The sequence below is a fragment of the Acidovorax sp. Q11 genome (assembly GCF_054950075.1).
This window is the reverse complement of record NZ_JBUDZG010000049.1, coordinates 1-21079: the sequence shown is the minus strand read 5'-3', so window position 1 is coordinate 21079 and position 21079 is coordinate 1. Positions and strand designations below refer to the sequence as shown.

Annotated in this window: 18 protein-coding genes; 13 read left to right on the top strand and 5 right to left on the bottom strand. The window is 65.8% G+C overall.

Annotated elements, in window-relative coordinates; translation table 11 throughout:
- Both ACYZGB_RS21875 and ACYZGB_RS21870 read left to right on the top strand, forming a co-directional pair.
- The coding region (locus ACYZGB_RS21875; RefSeq protein WP_462389258.1) for an ATP-binding protein at positions 1–173 on the top strand (173 nt) is incomplete at its 5' end.
- Between the two features lie 97 nt (positions 174–270).
- Positions 271–582, top strand: coding sequence for an HAD family hydrolase (locus ACYZGB_RS21870; protein WP_462391021.1), 312 nt, complete (start codon positions 271–273; stop codon positions 580–582).
- A gap of 181 nt (positions 583–763) precedes the next feature.
- Here ACYZGB_RS21870 and ahpF read toward each other — a convergent pair whose 3' ends face one another.
- Together ahpF and ahpC are read right to left on the bottom strand one after the other, a co-directional pair.
- Positions 764–2341 carry an alkyl hydroperoxide reductase subunit F gene (ahpF, locus tag ACYZGB_RS21865; RefSeq protein WP_462391019.1) on the bottom strand — a complete coding sequence of 526 codons (1578 nt, stop codon included), beginning with the start codon at positions 2339–2341 and terminating at the stop codon, positions 764–766.
- A 183-nt stretch (positions 2342–2524) separates the two neighbouring features.
- A complete protein-coding gene (gene ahpC, locus ACYZGB_RS21860; RefSeq protein WP_462391018.1) occupies positions 2525–3100 on the bottom strand; it encodes an alkyl hydroperoxide reductase subunit C in 576 nt (191 codons plus the stop codon).
- A gap of 285 nt (positions 3101–3385) precedes the next feature.
- Between ahpC and bfr the strand changes: the two genes are divergently transcribed.
- The 5 genes from bfr (at position 3386) to ACYZGB_RS21835 (ending at position 9150) form a co-directional block, all read left to right on the top strand.
- A complete protein-coding gene (gene bfr, locus ACYZGB_RS21855) occupies positions 3386–3862 on the top strand; it encodes a bacterioferritin (RefSeq protein WP_094285837.1) in 477 nt (158 codons plus the stop codon).
- Positions 3863–4311: 449 nt separating this feature from the next.
- Positions 4312–4620, top strand: coding sequence for a DUF3649 domain-containing protein (locus ACYZGB_RS21850; RefSeq protein ID WP_462391016.1), 309 nt, complete (start codon positions 4312–4314; stop codon positions 4618–4620).
- 62 nt (positions 4621–4682) lie between these two features.
- Entirely contained in the window at positions 4683–6461 is a 1779-nt protein-coding gene (locus tag ACYZGB_RS21845) for a PepSY-associated TM helix domain-containing protein (RefSeq protein WP_462391022.1), read from the top strand.
- Between the two features lie 5 nt (positions 6462–6466).
- On the top strand, positions 6467–6799 hold the full coding sequence (locus ACYZGB_RS21840; protein WP_462391015.1) for a DUF3325 domain-containing protein: 333 nt from the start codon (positions 6467–6469) through the stop codon (positions 6797–6799).
- A gap of 176 nt (positions 6800–6975) precedes the next feature.
- Positions 6976–9150 (top strand): TonB-dependent receptor, encoded by a 2175-nt coding sequence (locus tag ACYZGB_RS21835; RefSeq protein WP_462391013.1) that lies wholly within the window; start codon positions 6976–6978, stop codon positions 9148–9150.
- A gap of 103 nt (positions 9151–9253) precedes the next feature.
- On the opposite strand, the gene ACYZGB_RS21830 is transcribed toward ACYZGB_RS21835, so the two are convergent.
- The gene (locus tag ACYZGB_RS21830) at positions 9254–9835 is read right to left on the bottom strand and encodes an N-acetyltransferase family protein (RefSeq protein WP_462391012.1); all 582 of its coding nucleotides are present in this window, start codon (positions 9833–9835) and stop codon (positions 9254–9256) included.
- A gap of 187 nt (positions 9836–10022) precedes the next feature.
- Positions 10023–10793, bottom strand: coding sequence for a hypothetical protein (locus tag ACYZGB_RS21825; RefSeq protein WP_462391010.1), 771 nt, complete (start codon positions 10791–10793; stop codon positions 10023–10025).
- A gap of 478 nt (positions 10794–11271) precedes the next feature.
- On the opposite strand from ACYZGB_RS21825, the gene ACYZGB_RS21820 reads away from it, so the two are divergent.
- The 6 genes from ACYZGB_RS21820 (at position 11272) to ACYZGB_RS21795 (ending at position 20496) form a co-directional block, all read left to right on the top strand.
- Positions 11272–12474 carry a PepSY-associated TM helix domain-containing protein gene (locus ACYZGB_RS21820; RefSeq protein ID WP_462391009.1) on the top strand — a complete coding sequence of 401 codons (1203 nt, stop codon included), beginning with the start codon at positions 11272–11274 and terminating at the stop codon, positions 12472–12474.
- Positions 12471–12704, top strand: coding sequence for a hypothetical protein (locus tag ACYZGB_RS21815; protein ID WP_462391008.1), 234 nt, complete (start codon positions 12471–12473; stop codon positions 12702–12704). Before ACYZGB_RS21820 ends, ACYZGB_RS21815 begins: the two co-directional genes overlap by 4 nt.
- 28 nt (positions 12705–12732) lie before the next feature.
- Entirely contained in the window at positions 12733–14991 is a 2259-nt protein-coding gene (locus tag ACYZGB_RS21810) for a TonB-dependent receptor (RefSeq protein ID WP_462391007.1), read from the top strand.
- A gap of 173 nt (positions 14992–15164) precedes the next feature.
- Complete coding sequence (locus ACYZGB_RS21805) at positions 15165–15905, top strand: DUF4198 domain-containing protein (protein ID WP_462391005.1); 741 nt, start codon at positions 15165–15167, stop codon at positions 15903–15905.
- Between the two features lie 183 nt (positions 15906–16088).
- Positions 16089–18221: a TonB-dependent siderophore receptor gene (locus ACYZGB_RS21800; protein ID WP_462391004.1), complete on the top strand. Its 2133-nt coding sequence runs from the start codon at positions 16089–16091 to the stop codon at positions 18219–18221.
- 97 nt (positions 18222–18318) lie between these two features.
- Entirely contained in the window at positions 18319–20496 is a 2178-nt protein-coding gene (locus ACYZGB_RS21795; RefSeq protein ID WP_462391003.1) for a TonB-dependent siderophore receptor, read from the top strand.
- A 293-nt stretch (positions 20497–20789) separates the two neighbouring features.
- Here ACYZGB_RS21795 and ACYZGB_RS21790 read toward each other — a convergent pair.
- The coding region (locus tag ACYZGB_RS21790) for a transposase (RefSeq protein WP_462391001.1) at positions 20790–21079 on the bottom strand (290 nt) is incomplete at its 5' end.

The following is a 21079-nucleotide window of genomic DNA, read 5'->3' as shown; positions in this document are numbered from 1 at the left end:
CCAATGTGTTCGGAGATGCCAAGATGACCACGGCGCTGCTGGACCGCCTCACGCATCACTGCCATATTCTGGAAACCGGCAACGACAGCTACAGGTTCAAGAACAGCTCCGCACAGCAACCACCACAAACCACCAAGAAGGAGAAGATAGCCAAGAACTTATCCACAACGTGAGCGTGAAGTTCACGAACAAGGGTGGGTCAGATCGAGATGGAAATGGTGGGTCAGGTTTGCGTGGAAATCAACAGTCGCAGAGAAGAGCACGGTTGTTGTGGTCAGCAACGTGTGGGCACCGTCGCACCATTGGCGCAGCGAGTTGCAGACCAGCGGGGTTGCACCATTGTTTTGCACCACCATCTTCTCCACGGAGGTCGGAGCCATCAAGCCCTCTGAGAAGCCATTTCTTGCAGCGCTCGAAGCCATCGGCGCCGCGCCCCATGAAGTGCTTTTCGTGGGGGACAGCCTGGAGCGCGATGTTCTACCAGCCAAGAAGCTGGGCATGTCCACCTGCCTGGTGGGTAACCGAGTCGCAGCTCCGGTCGCAGATTTCCACGTTCAGTCGATTGCCGAACTGGCAAAGTGACGCGTAAAGGAAGCTGCCCTCTTCCACCGCCATGAGCGATGGCCGTCATACACACCAGCCCCCAACACCTGCCAAGCGTCCAAAAACAAAGCGGCTGACCACTCCACGCAGCCAGCCGCTCATTTTTTAATAGCTACCAGCGCAATACCATTGCGCGCAAACAGCCATTTTTATTGCGAAATCACGCCGCCCCAGCCACCACGGGCATGCGGATCAGGTGATCGAACGCGCTCAGTGCCGCCTTCGAGCCTTCGCCCGCCGCGATCACGATCTGCTTGAACGGCACCGTGGTGCAGTCGCCCGCGGCAAACACGCCGGGCAGGTTGGTGCGGCCGTGCGAATCGACAATGATTTCACCAAAGCGCGACAGCTCCACCGTGCCCTTGAGCCATTCGGTGTTGGGCACCAGGCCGATCTGCACGAACACGCCTTCCAGCGCCACGGTGTGCTCCAGGTTGGTGGCGCGGTCCTTGTACTTGAGGCCGTTGACCTTGCCGTCGGCGCCGGTGATCTCGGTGGTCTGCGCGTTGGTGTGGATGCTCACGCTGGGCAGGCTCTTGAGCTTGTTGACCAGCACGGCGTCGGCCTTGAGCTGGTCGGCAAACTCGATGAGCGTGACGTGCTGCACGATGCCAGCCAGGTCGATGGCAGCCTCGACACCCGAGTTGCCGCCGCCGATGACCGACACGCGCTTGCCCTTGAACAACGGGCCGTCGCAATGCGGGCAGTAGGCCACGCCCTTGTTCTTGTACTCGGCTTCGCCGGGCACGTTGACGTTGCGCCAGCGCGCGCCGGTGGACAGGATCACGGTCTTGGACTTGAGCGTGCCGCCGTTGGCGAGTTGCACCTCGATCAGGCCACCGGGCTCTGCCGCGGGGACCAGCTTGTCGGCACGCTGCAGGTTCATGATGTCCACGTCGTAGGCGCGGGTGTGGGCTTCGAGCGCGGCGGCGAACTTGGGGCCGTCGGTTTCGAGCACCGAGATGTAGTTCTCGATGGCCAGCGTGTCGTTGACCTGACCGCCGAAGCGCTCGGCAGCCACGCCAGTGCGGATGCCCTTGCGGGCGGCGTACACGGCGGCTGCAGCGCCTGCGGGGCCGCCGCCGACGATGAGCACGTCGTACGGTGCCTTGGCGCTGAGCTTGGCAGCGTCACGCGCGGCAGCGCCGGTGTCGAGCTTGGCCACGATCTCTTCGACCGACATGCGGCCCGAGCCAAACACCTTGCCGTTGAGGAACACCATGGGCACGGCCATGATCTCGCGCTCGGCCACTTCCTGCTGAAAGGCGCCGCCTTCGATCACGGTGGTCTTGACCTGGGGGTTGACGATGGCCATGAGCGACAGCGCCTGCACCACGTCCGGGCAGTTATGGCAGGTCAGGCTCATGTAGACCTCGAAGTTGAAGTCCCCTTCGAGCGCAGCGATCTGCTCGATCACCTCGGGCTCCACCTTGGGCGGGTGGCCGCCGGTCCACAACAGGGCCAGCACCAGCGAGGTGAACTCATGGCCCAGGGGCAGGCCCGCAAAGCGCAGGCTGTTGGTGGCGCCCACGCGCTGCAGGCTGAACGAGGGCTTGCGCGCATCGTTGCCGTCGGTGCGCAGGGTGATCTTGTCACTGCGCAGGGACTGGATGGTCGTCAGCAGCTCGCGCATCTCGCGGGCGGTGTCGCTGTCGTCCAGGGATGCCACCAGCTCGAAAGGCTGCTGCACGCGCTCCAGGTAGGCGGAGAGCTGGGTCTTGAGTTGTTCGTCGAGCATGGTGGTGTCCTTTGAATTTCGATATATAGGTTGGGGGCTGGGGCCACTTTTGGCAACCCTGAAGCCGCAACGTTGCCCAGAAAACGGGCGCAAAAAAGCCGGACGGCATGGCACGTGCGCGCCATGACGCTGTCCGGCTGGGGGCGCCCCGTTTCCGGGGCGCTGTGCCGAATGAGCCGGGGCTTAAATCTTGCCGACCAGGTCCAGCGATGGGGCCAGGGTCTTGGCGCCTTCGTTCCACTTGGCGGGGCACACTTGGCCGGGGTTGGCGGCGGTGTACTGGGCAGCCTTGAGCTTGCGCACGGTTTCCTTCACGTCGCGGGCGATTTCGTTGGAATGCACTTCGGCGGTCTTGATGATGCCGTCGGGGTTGATCACGAACGTGCCGCGCAGTGCCAGGCCTTCTTCAGGGATGTGCACGCCGAAAGCGTTGGTCAGCTGGTGCGTTGGGTCGCCCACCAGAGGGAACTTGGCCTTGCCCACGGCGGGGCTGGTTTCGTGCCAGACCTTGTGCGAGAAATGCGTGTCGGTCGTGACGATGTAGACCTCGGTACCGGCCTTCTGGAATTCCGCGTAGTGCTCGGCAGCGTCTTCGATTTCGGTGGGGCAATTGAAGGTGAAGGCTGCAGGCATGAAGATCAGCACGGACCACTTGCCCTTCAGGTCGGCTTCGGTCAGGTCGATGAACTCGCCCTTGCCATTGCGGTTGACGAAAGCGGTTGTCTTGAAAGGCTGAACGGGAGTGTTGATCAGGGACATTGCTGTTTCCTTTAGGTTGGTTGGTTAACTGAACAGGACTGAAGTCTAGGCCCTTTGAAACCATGAATCCAATCAATTGATTAAATTGAATCAATTGTTTATTACTATATTTCGACACGCCCGCAGCCCCAGAATTCGCACCCACCACCGCAGCACCTGAACGCGAACACAACTCAACATCAAACGCAGCCAGTGCGCGAAAACATGGGATTGCGTTGCACGGGTTGACGGGGGTCACGACAATCGGGGCGGCATTAGCACTACACAACACAACAAGGAGTCCCCATGAAAGGCGACGCACAAGTCATCGGCCATCTGCAGGCGCAGCTCAAGAACGAACTCACAGCCATCAACCAGTACTTCCTGCACTACCGCATGCTCAAGCACTGGGGCTTCGACAAGCTGGCCAAGAAGGAATACTCCGAATCCATCGGCGAGATGAAACATGCCGACTGGCTCATGGACCGCATCTTCATGCTGGATGGCCTGCCCAACCTGCAGGACCTGGCCAAGCTGCAAGTGGGCGAGGATGTGCCCGAGATCCTGGCCTGCGATCTGCGCTCCGAGCAAGGCGCCCAGGCCACCATCAAGGAAGGCATTGCCTACTGCGAAACGGTGCGCGACTATGTCTCCCGCGATCTGCTGCAAAAGATCCTGGACGACACCGAAGAGCACATCGACTTCCTCGAAACCCAGATCGACCTGATCGACAAGGTCGGCATTCAGAACTACCTGCAGTCGCAGATGGGTGACGCGGACTGACGCACAGAATTCTCCAGAGCGCTCCACGAAGAAAGCAAAGAAGAGAAGAAATCAAGAAAACGGGCTTCGGCCCGTTTTTTTGTGCCTGCGCACAGCGCCAGGCCACCCCCAACCAGGGGCCACCATGCCCCCACCCGTCACGGGTTGTTGCAAGTGCACATCAAAGGCAGAAAATTTCCGCCTCCGTAAATGCGAATGCTTCTCAACAAAAGTAGAATGCACGCCTACGACCAGCGGCCGGGTTCTGTGAACCCCTGATTCCCGAGCCCGCCAGCAAGCCAGTCAGCCAGGCCCCGCCGCCAGCTGCAGCCAGCGTTTGTGCGTTTTGCACCCACACACCTGCCTGGAGCCTCTTTGCTGATGCTGCGCCGCACCGCCCGCCCCTGCCTTGCAGGGACGCTGCCCTCTTCCTCCCGCCCCGCCACGCCCGGAGCCACCCGGGCCCGGCCATGAAAGCCGCCCGCGCCGATTGGCGCTACCGGCTGGCAGTCACCTCGCGCGCCGTGGCGGCTGTGGGGGGCGGCTATGCGCTAGCGGCAGGTTTCACGGCGGCGCTGTCGCTGCTGCTTGCGCAGTGCATGCCGCGTGTGGAGGCCGTGCTCACCGCCACCATGCTCGCCTGGGTGGCGTATGCCATCGCCGCAGGCTGGGCTTTTTATGCGCGCACCGCCTGGGGCGCCTGGGGCGGCACGCTGCTGCCCGCACTGGTGCTGGGCGCCTGCGCCATGGCACCGCAATGGATGAAGGCCGCAGCATGAACACCACCACACTGACACCCGACGCCACGGCACAGCACGCTGCAGCGACCGCCCCCGGCGGCATGGCGGCCGACACCCCGCGCAAGGCCAAAGCCCCAAAGACCCCCAAAGCCCCCAGTGACCGCGAAGGCTTCCGCCAAGCGATGTCGTGGCTGCACACCTGGGCGGGGCTCATCCTGGGCTGGCTGCTGTTTGCGATCTTCCTCACCGGCACGCTGTCGTTCTTCAAGAACGAGTTCAACCTGTGGATGCGCCCCGAGATGCATGGCCTGCAGCCGGTGGATGCCGCCGACCCGCAGGTGGCGCAAACGGCGCAGAAGGCCCTGGACGCGCTGGTGCGCAAGGTGCCCAACGTCACGCAGTGGATCATGCACCTGCCCGACGACCGCGACCCGGCCGTCAACATCCTGTGGCGCGACACAGGCAACGGCCGCTTCGAAACGCTGCGCATGCACCCGCAGACCGGCGAGACCATCGACACCCGCCAGACCATGGGCGGCGACTTCTTCTACCGCTTCCACTTCGAGCTGCGCACCGCACAAAAGGGCCGCTGGACCATTGAGGGCCGCTGGGTGGTGGGCGTGGCAACGATGCTGATGTTTGTGGCGCTGATCTCGGGCGTGATCACGCACCGCCGCATCTTCAAGGACTTCTTCACCTTCCGCCCCGCAAAGGGCGGGCAGCGTGCCTGGCTGGACGCGCACAACGTCACCGGCGTGCTGGTGCTGCCGTTCTATCTGATGATCACCTTCAGCGGGCTGATGATCTTCCACACGCTGTACATGCCAGCGGGCATTGCCACGGCTTACAAGGGCGAGAAAGGCGTGGACTCCAACGCGTACTTTGCCGACCTGCAGGGCGAGAAGGCCGAAAGCCGCCCCCGCCGTGGCGCCGCCGACAAGGTGGAGCCCTTGCCTGCCATCGCCCTGCCCGCCATCCTGACCGAAGCCCGCGCCCGCTGGGACGGCGGGCGTATCGGCAGCGTGCAGGCACGCCGTGACGCCAAGGGCCGCGCCGTGGTCGAGGTGACGCGCCACGAGGGCGACCGCCTGCAGTACCGCCCGCCGCGCCTGCTGTTCGACGCCACCACCGGCCAGTGGCTGGACCAGGCCGACGCCACCGGCCCCGCCGTCAAGACCTATGGCGTGCTGTATGGCCTGCACATGGCGCGGTTTGCCGATGTGGGCCTGCGCTGGGCGCTGTTTGGCTTTGGCGTGTTGGGCAGCCTGATGATCGCCACCGGCATGGTGCTGTGGTCAGTCAAACGCAGCGCCAAGTCGCAGACGCAGGCCAGCCGCAAAGGCGCTGCAAACGCAGCGGATGCCACCACGCCCAGGGCGCCCTTTGGCGAGCGCCTGGTGGCGGCCATCAACATCGCCACGCTGGCGGGCCTGCCGCTGGCCTGCGGTGTGTACATCGCCTCCAACCGCCTGATCCCGCTGAACGCTGAGGGCCGGGCCGATGTGGAGCTGGCCTGGTTCTTCAGCGCCTGGGGCCTGGCCCTGCTGTGGGCGCTGGCCTGCGCCGTGGTGCGGCCCAGCCGCGTGGGCTGGTCGGTACCGCTGGGCGTGGCAGGGCTGGTGTGGGCGCTGCTGCCGGTCATCAATGCGCTGACCACACACACCCACCTGGGCATCACGCTGCCTGCGGGTGAATGGGTGTGGGCCAGCATGGACCTGGCCTTCCTGGCCACCGGCCTGCTGCTGGGCTGGCTGTCGTGGCGGCTGCGCCCGGGCCTGGCCCCCAAGGGCAGGGCCGCTGCGGCCAAGGCACTGCGCACCGACCCTACGGCTGCATTGCATTCCGCACCCGATGTGTCCGTCTCCACCTCGGGGGCCTGAGCACCATGTCCGCTTTTCTGCTGTGTTTTGCGGCCTGGTCGGCCATTGCGCTGGGCATGGACCGCCACCATGAAGACGCCACGGGCCGTGAAGGCGCGGCCCGCCGCCTGCAACAGCTGCGCCGCTCCGGGTGGCTGTTGCTGCTGCTGTCGCTGTGGCTGGCCGCACACCCGGCCGATGGCGTGCCCGCCTCGCTGGGTGTGACCGCATGGGCCGTGGCCCTGTCGGTGGCCGCCGTGGCCGTGACGGCCACTGTGACCTGGCAGCCCCGGCGCACACCGGTGCTGGCGGGGTTGACCCTGCTGGCAGGCCTCGCCGCCTGGGCCGGGGGGTGGTGAGCGGAAAGGATGCGGCGGCCCAGCTGGCTCGTCGCACTTTCTGATCCGCCTCTCTCCCCTGCTTTCTTTTACTCCCGCTCTCTGCACCCCCCAGCCACCGGCCCCACGGGCCCGCGCCAGGCCCGGTGCCTGCGGAGCCGTTTTCAACCGCGTTGCGCACACACCAAGGACAAACCATGCACGCACCTTTCCGCCGCCCCTTCCGCCACCCCCAGGCCCTGCACCCGCTGGCCGCCGCCGTCCTGGCTGCGTTCTGTGGCACCGCTCTGGCACAAGCCACACCGCCCGCTGCGCCCACCCAGACACTGGGCGAAGTCACCGTACAGTCCACCACCGGTGACGACGGCTACGCCCCCGCCGCCAGCACATCGGCCACCAAAGGCAGTGCACCACTGCGCGACGTGCCCCAGGCCGTGAACGTGGTGCCCGAGCAGCTCCTGCGCGACCAGGGCGCACGCTCTATGGAAGACGCGCTGCGCAACGTGCCCGGCGTGGCCATGAGCCACGGCGACGGCCAGCGCGACCAGGTGGTGATCCGTGGCTTCACGGCCATTGCCGACCAGTTTGTGGACGGCGTGCGCGACGACGCGCTGTACTTCCGCGACCTGGCCGACATCGAGCGCGTGGAAGTGCTCAAGGGCCCCGCCGCCGTGCTGTACGGGCGCGGATCGTCGGGCGGCCTGATCAACCGCGTGACCAAGAAGCCCAAGTTCGGCGAGACCTCGGGCGAGGCCAGCTTGGGCCTGGGCAATTTCGACTACCGCCGCGCCACGGCCGATGTGAATGTGGGCATCAGCGACACCGCCGCCTTCCGCATCAACGCCGCCGTGGAAGACTCGGGCAGCTACCGCGACCAGCAGTTCGTCAAGCGCCACAACTTCGCACCCTCGCTCGCGCTCAAGCTCGCGGCGCAGACCGACCTGCTGCTGCAGTACACCAACGCGCGCGACAAGCGCCTGACCGACTTTGGCATCCCGGCCCTCAACGGCCGCCCCGTCAACGTGCCCGCCAGCACGTACTACGGCTCCCGCAACGCGACGCAGGACGACACCACCACCAGCACCATGCAGTCGTTGGCGGCCACGCTCAACCACCGCTTCAACGACGACTGGTCGGTGCGCAACGTCACGCGTTTGTACGACTACACGCTGGACCGCTACAACACCCTGCCCGGTGGCACCACCAACCCCGTGAACATGACGGTGGGCCGCACACGCTCGTTCATCCTGCGCGACGAAAGCGGCCTGTTCAACCAGACCGACGTGACCTGGCGCAACCAGCTCGGCGGCCTGAAGCAGGAGTGGCTGATGGGCATTGAACTGGGCCAGCAGAAGAAGCGCGCGGAGTCCGTTTCGGGCGGAGCAGACCGCGTCTCCATCTTCAACCCCGCCGGCGTGGCCGCGCCGGTGATTCCGGCCGCCAGCTACACCGCCGACAGCGCCATCCCCAGCCACACCACCCAAGACACGGCCGCGCTGTACTGGCAAAACCAGATCACACTCGCGCCCCAGTGGAAAGCGCTGGTGGGCGCACGCTACGACGTGTTCGGGCAAGAGACCACGTTCGACCGCAAGCTCGCAACGCTCTCGCGCACCGACAAGAAGTTCAGCCCCCGCGCCGGCCTGGTCTGGCAGCCCAGCGACGCGGTGTCGTACTACGTGTCGTACAGCAAATCGTTCCAGCCCTCGGCCGAAACCTTCGCGCTGGCCGCCAGCAACACCGCCGCCGAGCCCGAGATCACGCAGAACAAGGAAATCGGCGTCAAGCTGGACCTGCTCGAGGGCCGCATGAACATCACCGGCGCGCTGTTCAACCTGGAACGCACCAACATCAAGAACACCGACCCGACCAACCCGTCGCGTCAAATCAACGTGGGCACCCAGCGCACCAACGGCCTGGAGCTGACCGCCAACGGCCGCCTGCCCGGCCGCTGGGATGTGAGCGCAGGCTACGCCTGGCTGGACGGCCGCATGACGAAGTCACTGGCCACCACCACATCCACCCAGCTGCCCACCGCCGCCATCGCGGCCCAGGGCAAGGTGCCCGCACTCACGCCGCGCAACTCGGCGTTCCTGTGGGCCATGAAGGACCTGGGCCACGGCCTGCGCGTGGGCGGCGGCGTGAACCATGTGGGCGCGCGCTTCACCTCGCTCACCAACCTGGTCACCCTGCCCGCCTACACCACGGTGGACGCCGCCCTGCAGTACACGCTGGGCCAGTGGGATGTGGACGTGAACATCAAAAACCTGGCCAACCGCAAGTACTACGTGTCCAGCCACGGCAGCAACGACAACCTGATCCTGCCCGGCTCGCCGCGTGCGGTGCAGGTGACGTTGCGAACGCGGTTCTGAGGGGGTGAGTGGCGGAAGAGGTCAAAGGACCAAAAAATTCAAGAGAATTTGGCCTCTTCCGCCTGATGGGATTGAATTTTTAGCTACTAACTGAATAGCAAATTCAACCATACCGATCTTTAGCAAGCGTCATATGAACGCCGTTGTGATACTGGCCATCGAGGCAAACGGCTTGGGGCTCCATGCCGTATTGCACAAAGCCCAGCACCTTGTACAGCGCAAGTGCAGGTTCGTTGGGTAGGTACACCTGCAGGTTCACCCGAAGCACGCCGCTATCGAAGGCGTGACGAAGTGCGGCCTCCACGGCCTGACGGCCCAATCCTCGGCGACGGTGCCGTGGGGAAGTGAACACCCCCCACATCACCATTTTGTGATGTGAAGAAGGGAACTGGCCTGCGCGGCTCACAGCTGCAGTGGCTGCAAGCTCGCCATCTACAAAACAACCGAACACGGCGTTGGGCAAAGGTGCAGCGAGTTGCGCCCGAAAACCGTCCAGCGTGCGGGTGAGCTCCTCCTCGAAGGTCAGTCCCATGGGCACGGGATTTTCTCGCGTCACATCCCGCCGCAAAGCAGAAAACGCTGCAGCATCATCGGCATCAAGGCGGCGGACTCTTACTGGCTGTGCAAGGTGATTCACAGGACGAAACTCAGGGCATGGGTTCTGATTGCGACTTGGCGACGGCATCGAGGGCGTACCGGTACGAAGGAGAAGATATGGGCGTCGGTGAATCTGCCATGCACATTGAGCCAATCACGCGAGTTTTCAAAAGGGGTCGCAGGTATTTTCGGATCGACGGCTCAAGCCCTGGAGGGATTTGAATCATGGCAAATCACGAATAAGCTGCGGGCCCTTCCGAGGAACCCGCTCCACATCATGGCGGCGTCCCGCCCTTCTTGTGGACCTTGAAACTTTCATCCAGGTAGACCGATGAACTCGTCATGCCATAGCCTTCGCAGACAAACCCGTTCAGAGGCAGCACGCCCGGCGCATCGGTGATCCGGCCTCTCACTTCCTTGTACTTCTTTCCCACACGCCGCGAATGAATGGCGGCGTTGGTCAGGTAGTTGAGGCTCACTCGGTAGGAGGAGTTGCTGGAGTAGTCTTCGTCGTCCTGCTGCTCGCCGATGTGTTCCAGGTCTTTGGTCTTGGCGTTGTAGCGGAACTGCAGCGTGAAGCCCGAGAACCGGGCGGAGTCTGCGTAGTAGACCGCCTGAACGAACAACGCGTTGTTTTTAATGTCCAGGTTGTAGAACTTGCTGGGGTGGCAGAACTCGCCGGACACCGAGAGCACCTGATAGCGGCCATCGGCCCTTCCGGTCAGGACGAACAGCCGCTCCTCTTTCGGGCCTTCTCCTTTGCGCCCCATCAGCAGCATGGCCAGGTCGGGAACGCCGTCGCCGTTCAAGTCGCCCTCTGCGGCGGCCAAGACAAAGTCGAGATGCCGAAACTCGGGGGCTATCGCGAGCCTGGCCTTCTGCTCTGCGGATGCGTTTCCGTCTGCGGCATATGCATTGCCCGTACACAGCATTGCCAGAACAGCGAGCCCTGGCAAGGCAGCCATGTGCAGCGCCCGACTCAAGGCACCCATGCATGCCGCAGAAGCGTGCGCGACGGGCTGAACGGCGCGGGATATCGTGGACACGGAGTTCTCCTGAAAGCGGCTCGCAGCCTGGGTTTGAAGCCGATGCACTGATTTCAAACGCAAGTGGAAATCTCTACAAAGCCAGCGCGTTGGGGCGAAGGGACTATAGCCTGTAGGCTCACACCCCGCCCTGCACCCACAGCCCCTGAGAGCAAAGCCGCCCCTCCCACCAGGCGCCTGCCGAAGAGCAAGCCGCACCGATTTCCAACACCTCTACCCCGCACGCAGTCACGAATAAAAACAATTCCCATTTGCAATGTAAAATTAGGTTTCCGCAAGCCACAGCCCTCCCCCGGAGCCTCTTTTTGAACAGGCCTCCCGGCTGCAGCCAGCACCCATCGTCTTCTGATGTCTCCGGGTTGTCTGGCTTGATGAACCACTTTTTCGCCTTTTCTGTTGCGACAGCGCGCCCCGTGCCGTGGGTGGCGCTGGCGGTGGTGCGACTGCTCGACGGCCCTTGCCAACCCGCCCCCACGCCATGCTGAGCCCCACCGCCCTGCGCCGCTGGAGCTGGACCCACAAGTGGTCCAGTCTGGTGTGCACCGTCTTCATGCTGCTGCTGTGCATCACCGGCCTGCCGCTGATCTTTCACCACGAAATTGGCCACCTACTGGGTACCGAGGTCGAGGCGCCTGCGATGCCCGCCAACACGCCGCGCGCCAGCCTCGACAAGGTGCTGGCCACCGCGCAGGCGCTGCACCCCGAGCGGGTGGTGCAGTTCGCGTCGCATGCGGAGGACGATGACAACGTCTGGTTCGTCACGCTCACGCCCACCCCGGCGCCTACCGACGATTTCAAGTCGGTGGCGGTGGATGCGCGCACGGCCCAGGTGCTGGCGCAGCCACGGTTTGACGAGGGCTTCATGTACGTGATGTTCAAGCTGCATGTGGACCTGTTTGCGGGGCTGCCGGGCAAGCTGTTTCTGGGCTTTATGGGCTTGCTGCTGCTGGTGGCTATCGTCACCGGCGTGGTGCTGTATGCCCCCTTCATGCGCAAGCTGGCGTTTGGCGAGGTGCGGCGGGACCGCTCCACACGCGTGAAGTGGCTCGACCTGCACAACCTGCTGGGCATCGTCACGCTGGTGTGGGCGTTTGTGGTGGGCGGCACGGGCATGATCAACACATGGGCCGACCTGCTCATCAAGTACTGGCAGTACGACCAGCTCTCGGTGCTGCTCAAGCCCTACGAAGGCCAGCCCACCGTGCCCGCCGCCGAGCGCGGCCCGCTGCAGCAGGCGCTGGAAGTGGCGCAGGCCCAGGCGCCAGGCACCAAGCTGTCGTTCATTGCGTTCCCAGGCACGGCGTTCTCCAGCCCGCACCACAACACGTTTTTCATGCGCGGCAACGAGCCGCTCACCTCCAAGCTGCTCAAGCCCGTGCTGGTGGATGCGCGCACGGCGCAGGTCACGGCATCGCCCGCACTGCCGTGGTACCTGACGGCGTTGCTGGTGTCGCAGCCGCTGCACTTTGGCGACTATGGCGGCATGCCGATGAAGATCCTCTGGGCGCTCCTGGACATCGCCACCATCGTGGTGCTGGGCAGCGGGCTGTATCTGTGGCTGCGCAAGGGCGTGCAGGCGGCGAACCCGTCGGCCCACGCGGCTGGCAACCCCACGGACGGTTTTGCAGGCAGCGCATTGCCGGGATCGGGCGCAGCGCGCACCACCGAGGGCGCAGCATGAAAAAGCCCAGCCCTTTCTGGGCCCTGTGGGGCGCGCCCATCGTGATGGGCGCGCTCACCACCACCGGGCTGCTCACGGCCCTGGTGTCTGACACCTGGGGCGACTGGTGGTCGTGGGTGGCGCTGGGTGTGCCGGTGGCGGTAATGGGCTGGTACAGCTGGCCCCGCACACCGACAGCTGCAGCCGATGCACCCGGCGCATCAGGCCCTTCTTCCTCTGCACCACGCTGAGTTCTTCGTTTTTTTGATCCCATCCCCCATGCGTTCCGCCACGCCGTCACACACCGCCCCGCTGCTGCGCCCTGCGTCTCTTGCCAACCCTGTCACGCCCATTGCCCTGGCTGCAGCCTTGGTGGTGCTGGCCCTGGCCACACCGGCACTGCATGCTCAAACTGCCTCTGGCAACGTTGTTGCGGGGGAGGCCAAAACCCTGTCCACCGTGACCGTGAACGCCAGCGCCGACGCCTCGGCCCAGGGCCTGTCGCCCGCCTACCCCGGCGGCCAGGTGGCGCGCGGGGGCCGTGCGGGCGTGCTGGGCACGCGCGATGCGATGGAGACGCCGTTCTCCATCACCAGCTACACCAACGAGCTGATCCAGGACCGCCACGCCCGCAGCGTGGGCGACGTGCTGCAGAACGACCCCACGGTGCGCGTGGCGCGCGGCTTTGGCAATTTTCAGGAGTCGTACTTCATCCGCGGCTTCCTGCTCGGGTCGGACGACACGGCCTACAACGGCCTGTACAGCCTGTTGCCACGCCAGTACATCGCCACCGAGCTGTTCGAGCGCGTGGAGGTGCTGCGCGGCGCCTCGGCCTTTTTGAATGGTGCCAGCCCCAACGGTGGCGGCATTGGCGGCAGCATCAACCTGCTGCCCAAGCGTGCGCCCAACGAGCCCCTGAACCGCGTGACCTTTGGCGTGGCCAGCGGTGGCCAGACGCAGCTGGCGGCCGACGTGGCCCGCCGCTTCGGGCCCGATGGCAACACCGGCATCCGCGTGAATGCAGCCACCCACAGCGGCAGCACCGGCGTGAACGATGAAGATGTGAAACTGGGCCTGGTGGCCGTGGGCCTGGACTGGCGCAGCCGCGACGTGCGCCTATCGGGCGACATCGGCTGGCAAGACCACAAGCTGCGCAACACCCGCACCAACGTGACACTGGCCGCCACCGCCACGCAGGTGCCCACCGCCCCCGACAACGCCACCAACTTCGCCCAGCCCTGGACTTATTCCAACGAGCGCGACACCTTTGGCACGCTGCGTGGCGAGTGGGACATCACGCCCCATGTGACCGGCTGGGCTGCGGCAGGCGCGCGCCGGGGCACCGAGGCCAACTCGCTGGCCAACCTCACGGTGGCCAACAGCGACACCGGCGCGGGCACCACCTACCGCTTCGACAACACCCGCAAGGACAGCGTGAACACCGGCGAGCTGGGCCTGCGCGGCAGGCTGCAGACCGGCAGCGTGGGCCACGAATGGGTGGCGGTGGCGTCGCACTTCAGCGCCGACAAGAAGAACGCGTATGCCATGGACTTTGGCAACACGCAGGCCACCAACCTCTACCGCCCCGTGTATTCGGCCCTGCCTGCCCTGAGCGCCAGCACTATCCGGGGCGGCGACCTGGCCGACCCGCGCCTGACCGGCAGCACGCGCCTGACCAGCCTGGCGCTGGGCGATACGATGTCGCTGCTCGACAACCGCCTGCTGCTCACCGTGGGCCTGCGCCATCAGTCGCTGGAGATCGCCAACTACACCTACGGCACCGCCGTGCAGACCGACCTCTACGACCAAAGCCGCACCAGCCCGCTGCTGGCGGCGGTGTACAAGTGGGGCAAAAGCCTGTCGGTGTATGCCAACTATGTGGAAGGCCTGAGCCAGGGCCAGACCGCGCCCAGCACCGCCGCCAACCGGGGCCAGATGCTGTCGCCCTATGTCTCCAAGCAAAAGGAAGTGGGCGTGAAGTTTGACGGCGGCCGTGTGGGCGGCAGCGTAGCGCTGTTCTCCACCACCAAGCCCCGCGCCTATGTGGGGGCCGACAACCTGTTTGGCAGCAGCGGCAAGGACCGCCACCAGGGCGTGGAGCTGGCCGTGCAGGGCGAGGCCACCAAGGGCCTGCGCCTGCTGGGCGGACTGACCTGGCTCGACGCCAAGCAGATCGCCACCGGCGCGGCCAGCACCGACGGCCGCCGCGTGATTGGCGTGCCCAAGCTGCAGGCCAATGTGGGCGCCGAATGGGATGTGCCGGGCGTGAGCGGCCTGGCCGTGGATGGCCGCCTGGTGCACACCGGCGCGGTCTATGCCAACGCCACCAACACGCTGCGCGTGCCGGGCTGGAACCGCCTGGACCTGGGCGTGCGCTACCTCACCGAGGTGCAGGGCCGCCTGGTCACGCTGCGCGCCCGCGTGGACAACGCGACCAACCGCAACTACTGGGCGTCGTCGGGCGGCTACCCCGGCGCGGGCTACCTGGTGGTGGGCGCGCCACGCACCTTCTCTTTGAGCGCCAGCGTCGATTTCTGACGCACTCCGGGCGGTGCCGTTCAGCCAGCCGCCCGGCCCCCAGCCACCCAGCGCCAGACCACCGGGCGCAGGCAGCCAACTTCTTTCGCGCAGGGATTGCGACTGGCCCCGCAGGGGGCGGGCACGCCCTGCGCACGCACATTTTTTGTTGAAACCACCTAAAGGAAACTGCCATGTCATCGTCCCAGCGCCTCAAGGCCCCGCTGCTCGCCACCCTGCTCGCCTGCGCGTCCCTCACCGCCGTCACCAGCGCCCACGCCCACCAGGTGTGGCTGGAAAACGCGGGGGGCCAGGCCCGCCTGCACTTTGGCGAATTCAACGAGAACCTGCGCGAATCCTCGCCCGGTGCGCTCGACAAGTTCCTGGGCGCGCCTGCTCTTGACCAGCGCAGCGCAGCGGGTACGCAGCGCCTGGAAGGCAAGCTGGGCAAGGACGCTTTCAGCTACACCACGCAGGCCGATGCGCAGGCACTGTTTGCCATGGCCAGCTACCCGCTGATCGACCGCAGCAAGCGCAACCAGCCCGCCATGCTGTGGGTGCCCGCCGCGCGCTGGGTAGCCAACGCGGCCCAGGCCGCCGAAGCCAACACCAAGGCACTCGACCTGGTGCCCACCGGCAAGCCCGGCGAGTTCAAGGTGGTGTTCAACGGCGCGCCCCTGCCCAAGGTGCAGGTGGAAATGGTGGCGCCTTCGGGCTGGTCGCGCGGCGAACAAAGCGGCGACGACGGCACGGTGACCTTTGCCCTGCCCTGGAAGGGCCAGTACGTGGCCGAGGTCAAGCACAGCGACAAGACCGCAGGCGAAGCCCAGGGCAAGCCGTATGGCGAAACCAGCTACGTGACCACGCTGAGCTTTGTGCAGAAGGACGGCATGGCATCGCCCGCGCTGCCCGAGCCCCCCGCCAAGGGCCACTGATCAGCGGGGCCGCAGCGCCGCTGCGGCATCACCCACCCGCGCGGGGTCAACACAGCCCCGTCCCTCACCCGTGCAGCGCCGCCGCGCCACGGGTTTTTTGCGGCTGCGCCATTCGGCTTTATGAACAAAAAATGCCCTCTGCGCGCACTGCATAACGATCTTAAGCTACCAAATTAATAGCACATGATCCACCACCATCTTCTGCGCACCGCCGTCGCCCAGGCCGTGCTGCTGGCCCTGCACGGGGCCGCCCAGGCCCAGACGGGCACGGCCGACAACACCGCCCCTGCCCCCGCTGCCAATGCGCCCTCGTTGCGCCAGGTGGATGTGGTGGATTCCACCGCTGGCGCCGCCGCCACACCCGCACGCCGAGCGCAGGCCAGCTCGCGCCTGGGCCTGTCGGTGCTGGAGACACCGCGCGCCGTGAGCGTGATCGACGGCGCGCTGCTGGAGCAGCAGATGGCCATCACCGAACGCGACGTGCTGCGCAACGCCTCGGGCGTGTCGTCGCGCAGCGAGTACTACGGCTCGTATTCGCAGTTCGCCATCCGGGGGCTGTGGGCCAACAACACCTACAACTACCTGCGCGACGGCGCCAAGTTTGCCCACCTGCTGGACCCACCGCTGTTCAACATCGACCGCGTGGAAGTCATCAAGGGCCCGGCCGCGCTGGAGTTCGGCCAGGTCGCGCCCGGCGGCCTGATCAACTACGTGAGCAAGCGGCCCCAGGCCGAGCCCCTGCGCACCGTGAAGATCGGCGCAGGCAGCCATGGCTGGCGAAGTGCCGAATTTGACCTGACCGGACCGCTCAACACCGACGGCACGCTGCGCTACCGCCTGGACGGCGGCGCCAGCCGGGGCGGCAGTTTTGTGGACGGCAACACCCCGCGCAAACAGGGCGTGGCGGGCAGCCTGGAGTGGCAGATCACGCCCGACACCGTCTGGCGCGCGCAGGCCGAGACCCAGAGCATCGAAGGCGTATCGACCGTGGGCCTGGCTGTGCCCGACCCCAAGAACCCGCGCAGCGCCGACGTGCTGCCCGTGGGCGCGTTCTATGGCGAGCCCTGGCTCAACACCGACGGCCACCTTCGCTTTTACTCCTCCGAGCTGCAGCACCGCTTTGCCAACGGGCTCGAAGGCCGCGTGCACCTCTCGCGCAACGAAACCTTCCGCAACGTGAACCTGCCCACGCCCATGGGCCCCCTCACCAACGGCAAGATCACACGCGGCTACTGGCTGGCGCCGGGGCAGGAATACACATCCGACACCGCGCTGGCCGAGCTGCGTGCCAAGCTGCAGACCGGCGCGGTGCAGCACCAGCTGCTGGCCGGCCTGGACTGGCGCACCAGCGCCGGCGTGTATGGCGCGCGCACCACGGGCAACCTGGGCGCCATCGACCTCTACAACCCCATCGCGGGCCTGGTGCCGCCCGTGGCCTCCACCGGCGTGACCCGGCTGTCCACCGACGCACGCAACACCGGCGTGTTTGTGCAAGACCGGCTGACGCTGGGCGACTTCGGCCTGCTGCTGGGCCTGCGCCACGACCGCTTCAAGGACACGTACTCGGTGCCCGTCACCGATGTGAGCAAGACCCAGCCCAGCGCCGCGCTGAGCTGGCAGCCGCGCCCGGGCAGCATGGTCTACGCGAGCCATGCGCGCTCGTTCCAGGCCAACTCGGGCACGCTGGTGTGGGGTGCGCAGTCGGCCCCACCCTCGGAGGGCAAACAACTGGAAGTGGGCTGGAAGCAGGAATGGCTGGACCAGCGCCTGATGACCACCGTGTCGGCGTTTGACCTGGAGCTGACCAACGCCCCCGCCACCGACCCGGCGCACCCCGGCTACTCGGTGCTCACCGCACGCCAGCGCATCAAGGGCATCGAGCTGGAGCTGCAGGGCCGCATCACGCCCGGCTGGACAGTGACGGCCCACGCCAGCTTCCACGACCCCAAGGTACTGGCCGACACCACGGCCGGTGCCAACGTGGGCAACCGCGTCGAGCGCGCCACGCGCCGCACCGCATCGCTGTGGACGCAGTACCGCCTGCCCCAGCTGCCCGGCCTGTGGATGGGCGGCGGCCTGGTGCACCAGGGCGACAAGTTCACCGCCAATGACAACAAGTGGCGCCTGCCCGGCTACACCGTGGTGGACCTGGCCGTGGGCTACCAGTTTGCAGGCGGCGTGCGGCTGCAGGCCAACCTGAAGAACGCGGGCAACCGCCGCTACTACATCGACGGCACCACCACCGCCGCCGGTTTTGGCGCCGTGGTGCCTGGCACGCCGCGCAGCCTGCAGGTGTCGCTGGACTACACGTTCTGAAGACCGGCGCCAAGGCCGCAGCCAGGCACGCACCGCGCCGTGCCTGGCACCTGCGGCGCCCATCCCCCTTTTTTTCAACCATCGGAGAAACAGCACCATGCAATCTGGCATCACCGTTTGCCGCACCGCCATCGCGCACGCGGCCCTGCTCGCCCTGTGCGGCGCGGCCCATGCGCAGCAGGCCACCCCCTCAGCCACCGCCGCCCCCACGGCAGAAAAAGCCCTCGCCCCCGTCACCGTGAGCGCGGGCGCCGAGCAGGGGAACCCCACCGCGCCGGTCACCGGCTTTGTGGCCAAGCGCGCCCTGAGCGCCACCAAGACCGACACCCCGCTCATCGAAACCCCGCAGGCCATCAGCGTGATCACCCGCGACCAGATGGAGGCCCAGGGCGTGCAGACGCTGCGGCAGGTAACGGCGTACACGGCCGGGGCCGTGTCGAACTACTTTGACAGCCGGGGCGACAGCTTCAAGGCGCGCGGCGGCGATGTGACGCAGTACCTGGATGGCATGGTGCGCTTCATCGGCTACTGGAACGACACCCGGCCCGACCCCTACACGCTGGAGCGTGTCGAGTTTCTGCGCGGCCCCTCGTCGGTGTTGTATGGCCAGGGCAGCGTGGGCGGCGTGCTCAACCTCACCAGCAAGCGCCCGCAGGCCGAAACGCAGCGCGAAGTGCAGGTGCAGCTGGGCAGCAACGCACGCAAGCAGATCGCCGCCGACATGACCGGCAAGCTCACGCAGGATGGCGAATGGCTCTACCGCCTGGTGGCCGTGGGCCGCGACAGCGACACGCAGGTGGACCATGTGCGCGACGACCGCGTGGTGATCGCCCCCACCGTCACCTGGAAGCCCAGCGCCGCCACCTCGCTCACGCTGCAGCTCACGCACCAGAAGGACAAGAGCGGCTCGCTCATCGGCTTCTTCCCCTGGCAGGGCACGCAGCTGCCCAACCGCTACGGGCAGATCCCCACCAACACCTTCATCAGCGAACCCGGCTGGGACCGCTACAACTCCGAAAGCACCTCCTGGGGCTACCTCTTCAGCCACCAGATCGACAGCGCCTGGACCGTGCGCCAGAACCTGCGCCGCAGTGTGAGCGACGTGGACTACCGCACGCTGTACACCAGCTTTTCCGCCAATGCCGCACTGGGCCGCCCCGCACGCCCCGTGTTCAACGCCGACAACCGCACCGTGCTGCGCGACGCCTCGTGGACGCTGGGCAACGCGCGCATGCTGCTGGTGGATACCCAGGTCGAAGGCAAGCTGCGCTGGGGTGAAACCGAGCACACCGTGCTCGGCGGCCTGGACGTGCAGCGCAACCACTGGGGCCAGCAAAGCTGGCGCGCCGTGGCGCCCGCCATCGACGTCTACAACCCCGTGTATGGCAACTTCACAGCGCCATCGGCATCGGCCCTGGCACGCGTTCCCAGCGTCGAGCAGCGCCAGCTAGGCTTCTACGCCCAGGACCAGATCAAGTGGGGCCGCTGGACCGCCACGCTGGGCCTGCGCCACGACAACGCCAAGAGCGACACAGAAGGCCGCCCCGCCGCTGCCGTCAACGACAAGGCCTGGAGCAAACGCGCTGGCGTCACCTACCAGATGGACGGTGGCTGGGCCCCGTATGCGGGCTACTCCGAGTCCTTCCAGCCGCTGGGCGGCGCCAATGCCTACGGCACGCCCTTCAAGCCCCAGCGCGGCGAGCAGTGGGAGGCCGGTGTGAAATGGCAGCCGCCTGGCCAGGGCATCAGCGCCTTCGCCGCCGTCTACCAGCTGCGCGAGAAGAACCGCAAGACCACCGACCCGACCAACCCGCTCAACAGCCTGCAGATCGGCGAAGTCAAGGTCAAGGGCTTTGAAACCGAGGTGCAAGCCAGCTTGGCGCGCCAGTGGGACTTCACCATGGGCTACGCCTTCACCGACGCCAAGATCAGCCGCAGCAACACCGGCGACCAAGGCCTGCCCGTGGCCAGCACCCCCCGCCACACCGCATCGGCCTGGCTGAGCCACCGCTTCGCCAGTGAAGGCCGAGGCGGCTGGACCGTGGGCGCGGGCGTGCGCTACACCGGCTCGCAATGGAGCGGCACCAGCGCCATCAGCACCCCGGCCGCCACCCTGGCCGATGCCATGGTGGCCTACGACGCAGGCGACTGGCGCGTGGCCTTCAACGTGGTCAACCTGGCGGACAAGGTGCACATCACCCAGTGCCTGGCGCGGGGCGATTGCTTCTATGGGCAGGCGCGTACGTACACGTTGACTTCGACGTACCGGTTCTGAGGCCCTTGGAAGATCCTGGCTTGAAGAGATTCAAGCCAGAATGGGCTTTTCCGCGCTATGGATAATCCTTATAAGCTATCAAAATCATAGTAAAGAAGCCCTGACTCATGAATGAGCCGGGGCTTTTTTGCAAGGATTGACGGTGGTCACCAGAAACGCAGCGGATTTCAACGCGCTGGTCTGGGAGTGTTCAATCCATTCATGCCCGGACCCGCATGACACGGGGCCTGTCCGAATTTCCGTGTGTGAGGCTAATTGAACCTTCACCGATTTCGTGAAGCTGATTGAGGATCTTACGTGCTCGATTTGGTGAACCGGTCTTCGTAGAGGATCGCGAATTGGTTCATCGCTGATTTCCAGTTGTTGGCTGCCCGTCCCCAGTCCTCGGTGATGTTGCGCAGTGCCAGCCAGATCAGCTTGATGGCCGCGTCGTCACTCGGGAAGTGCCCGCGCGTCTTGATGATCTTGCGCAGCCGCGCATTCACGCTCTCAATCGCGTTGGTTGTGTAGATCACGCGCCGCACCTCGGGCGGGAAGGCGAAGAAGGGGATGACCTTGTCCCAGGCCCTGCGCCAGGCGTTGA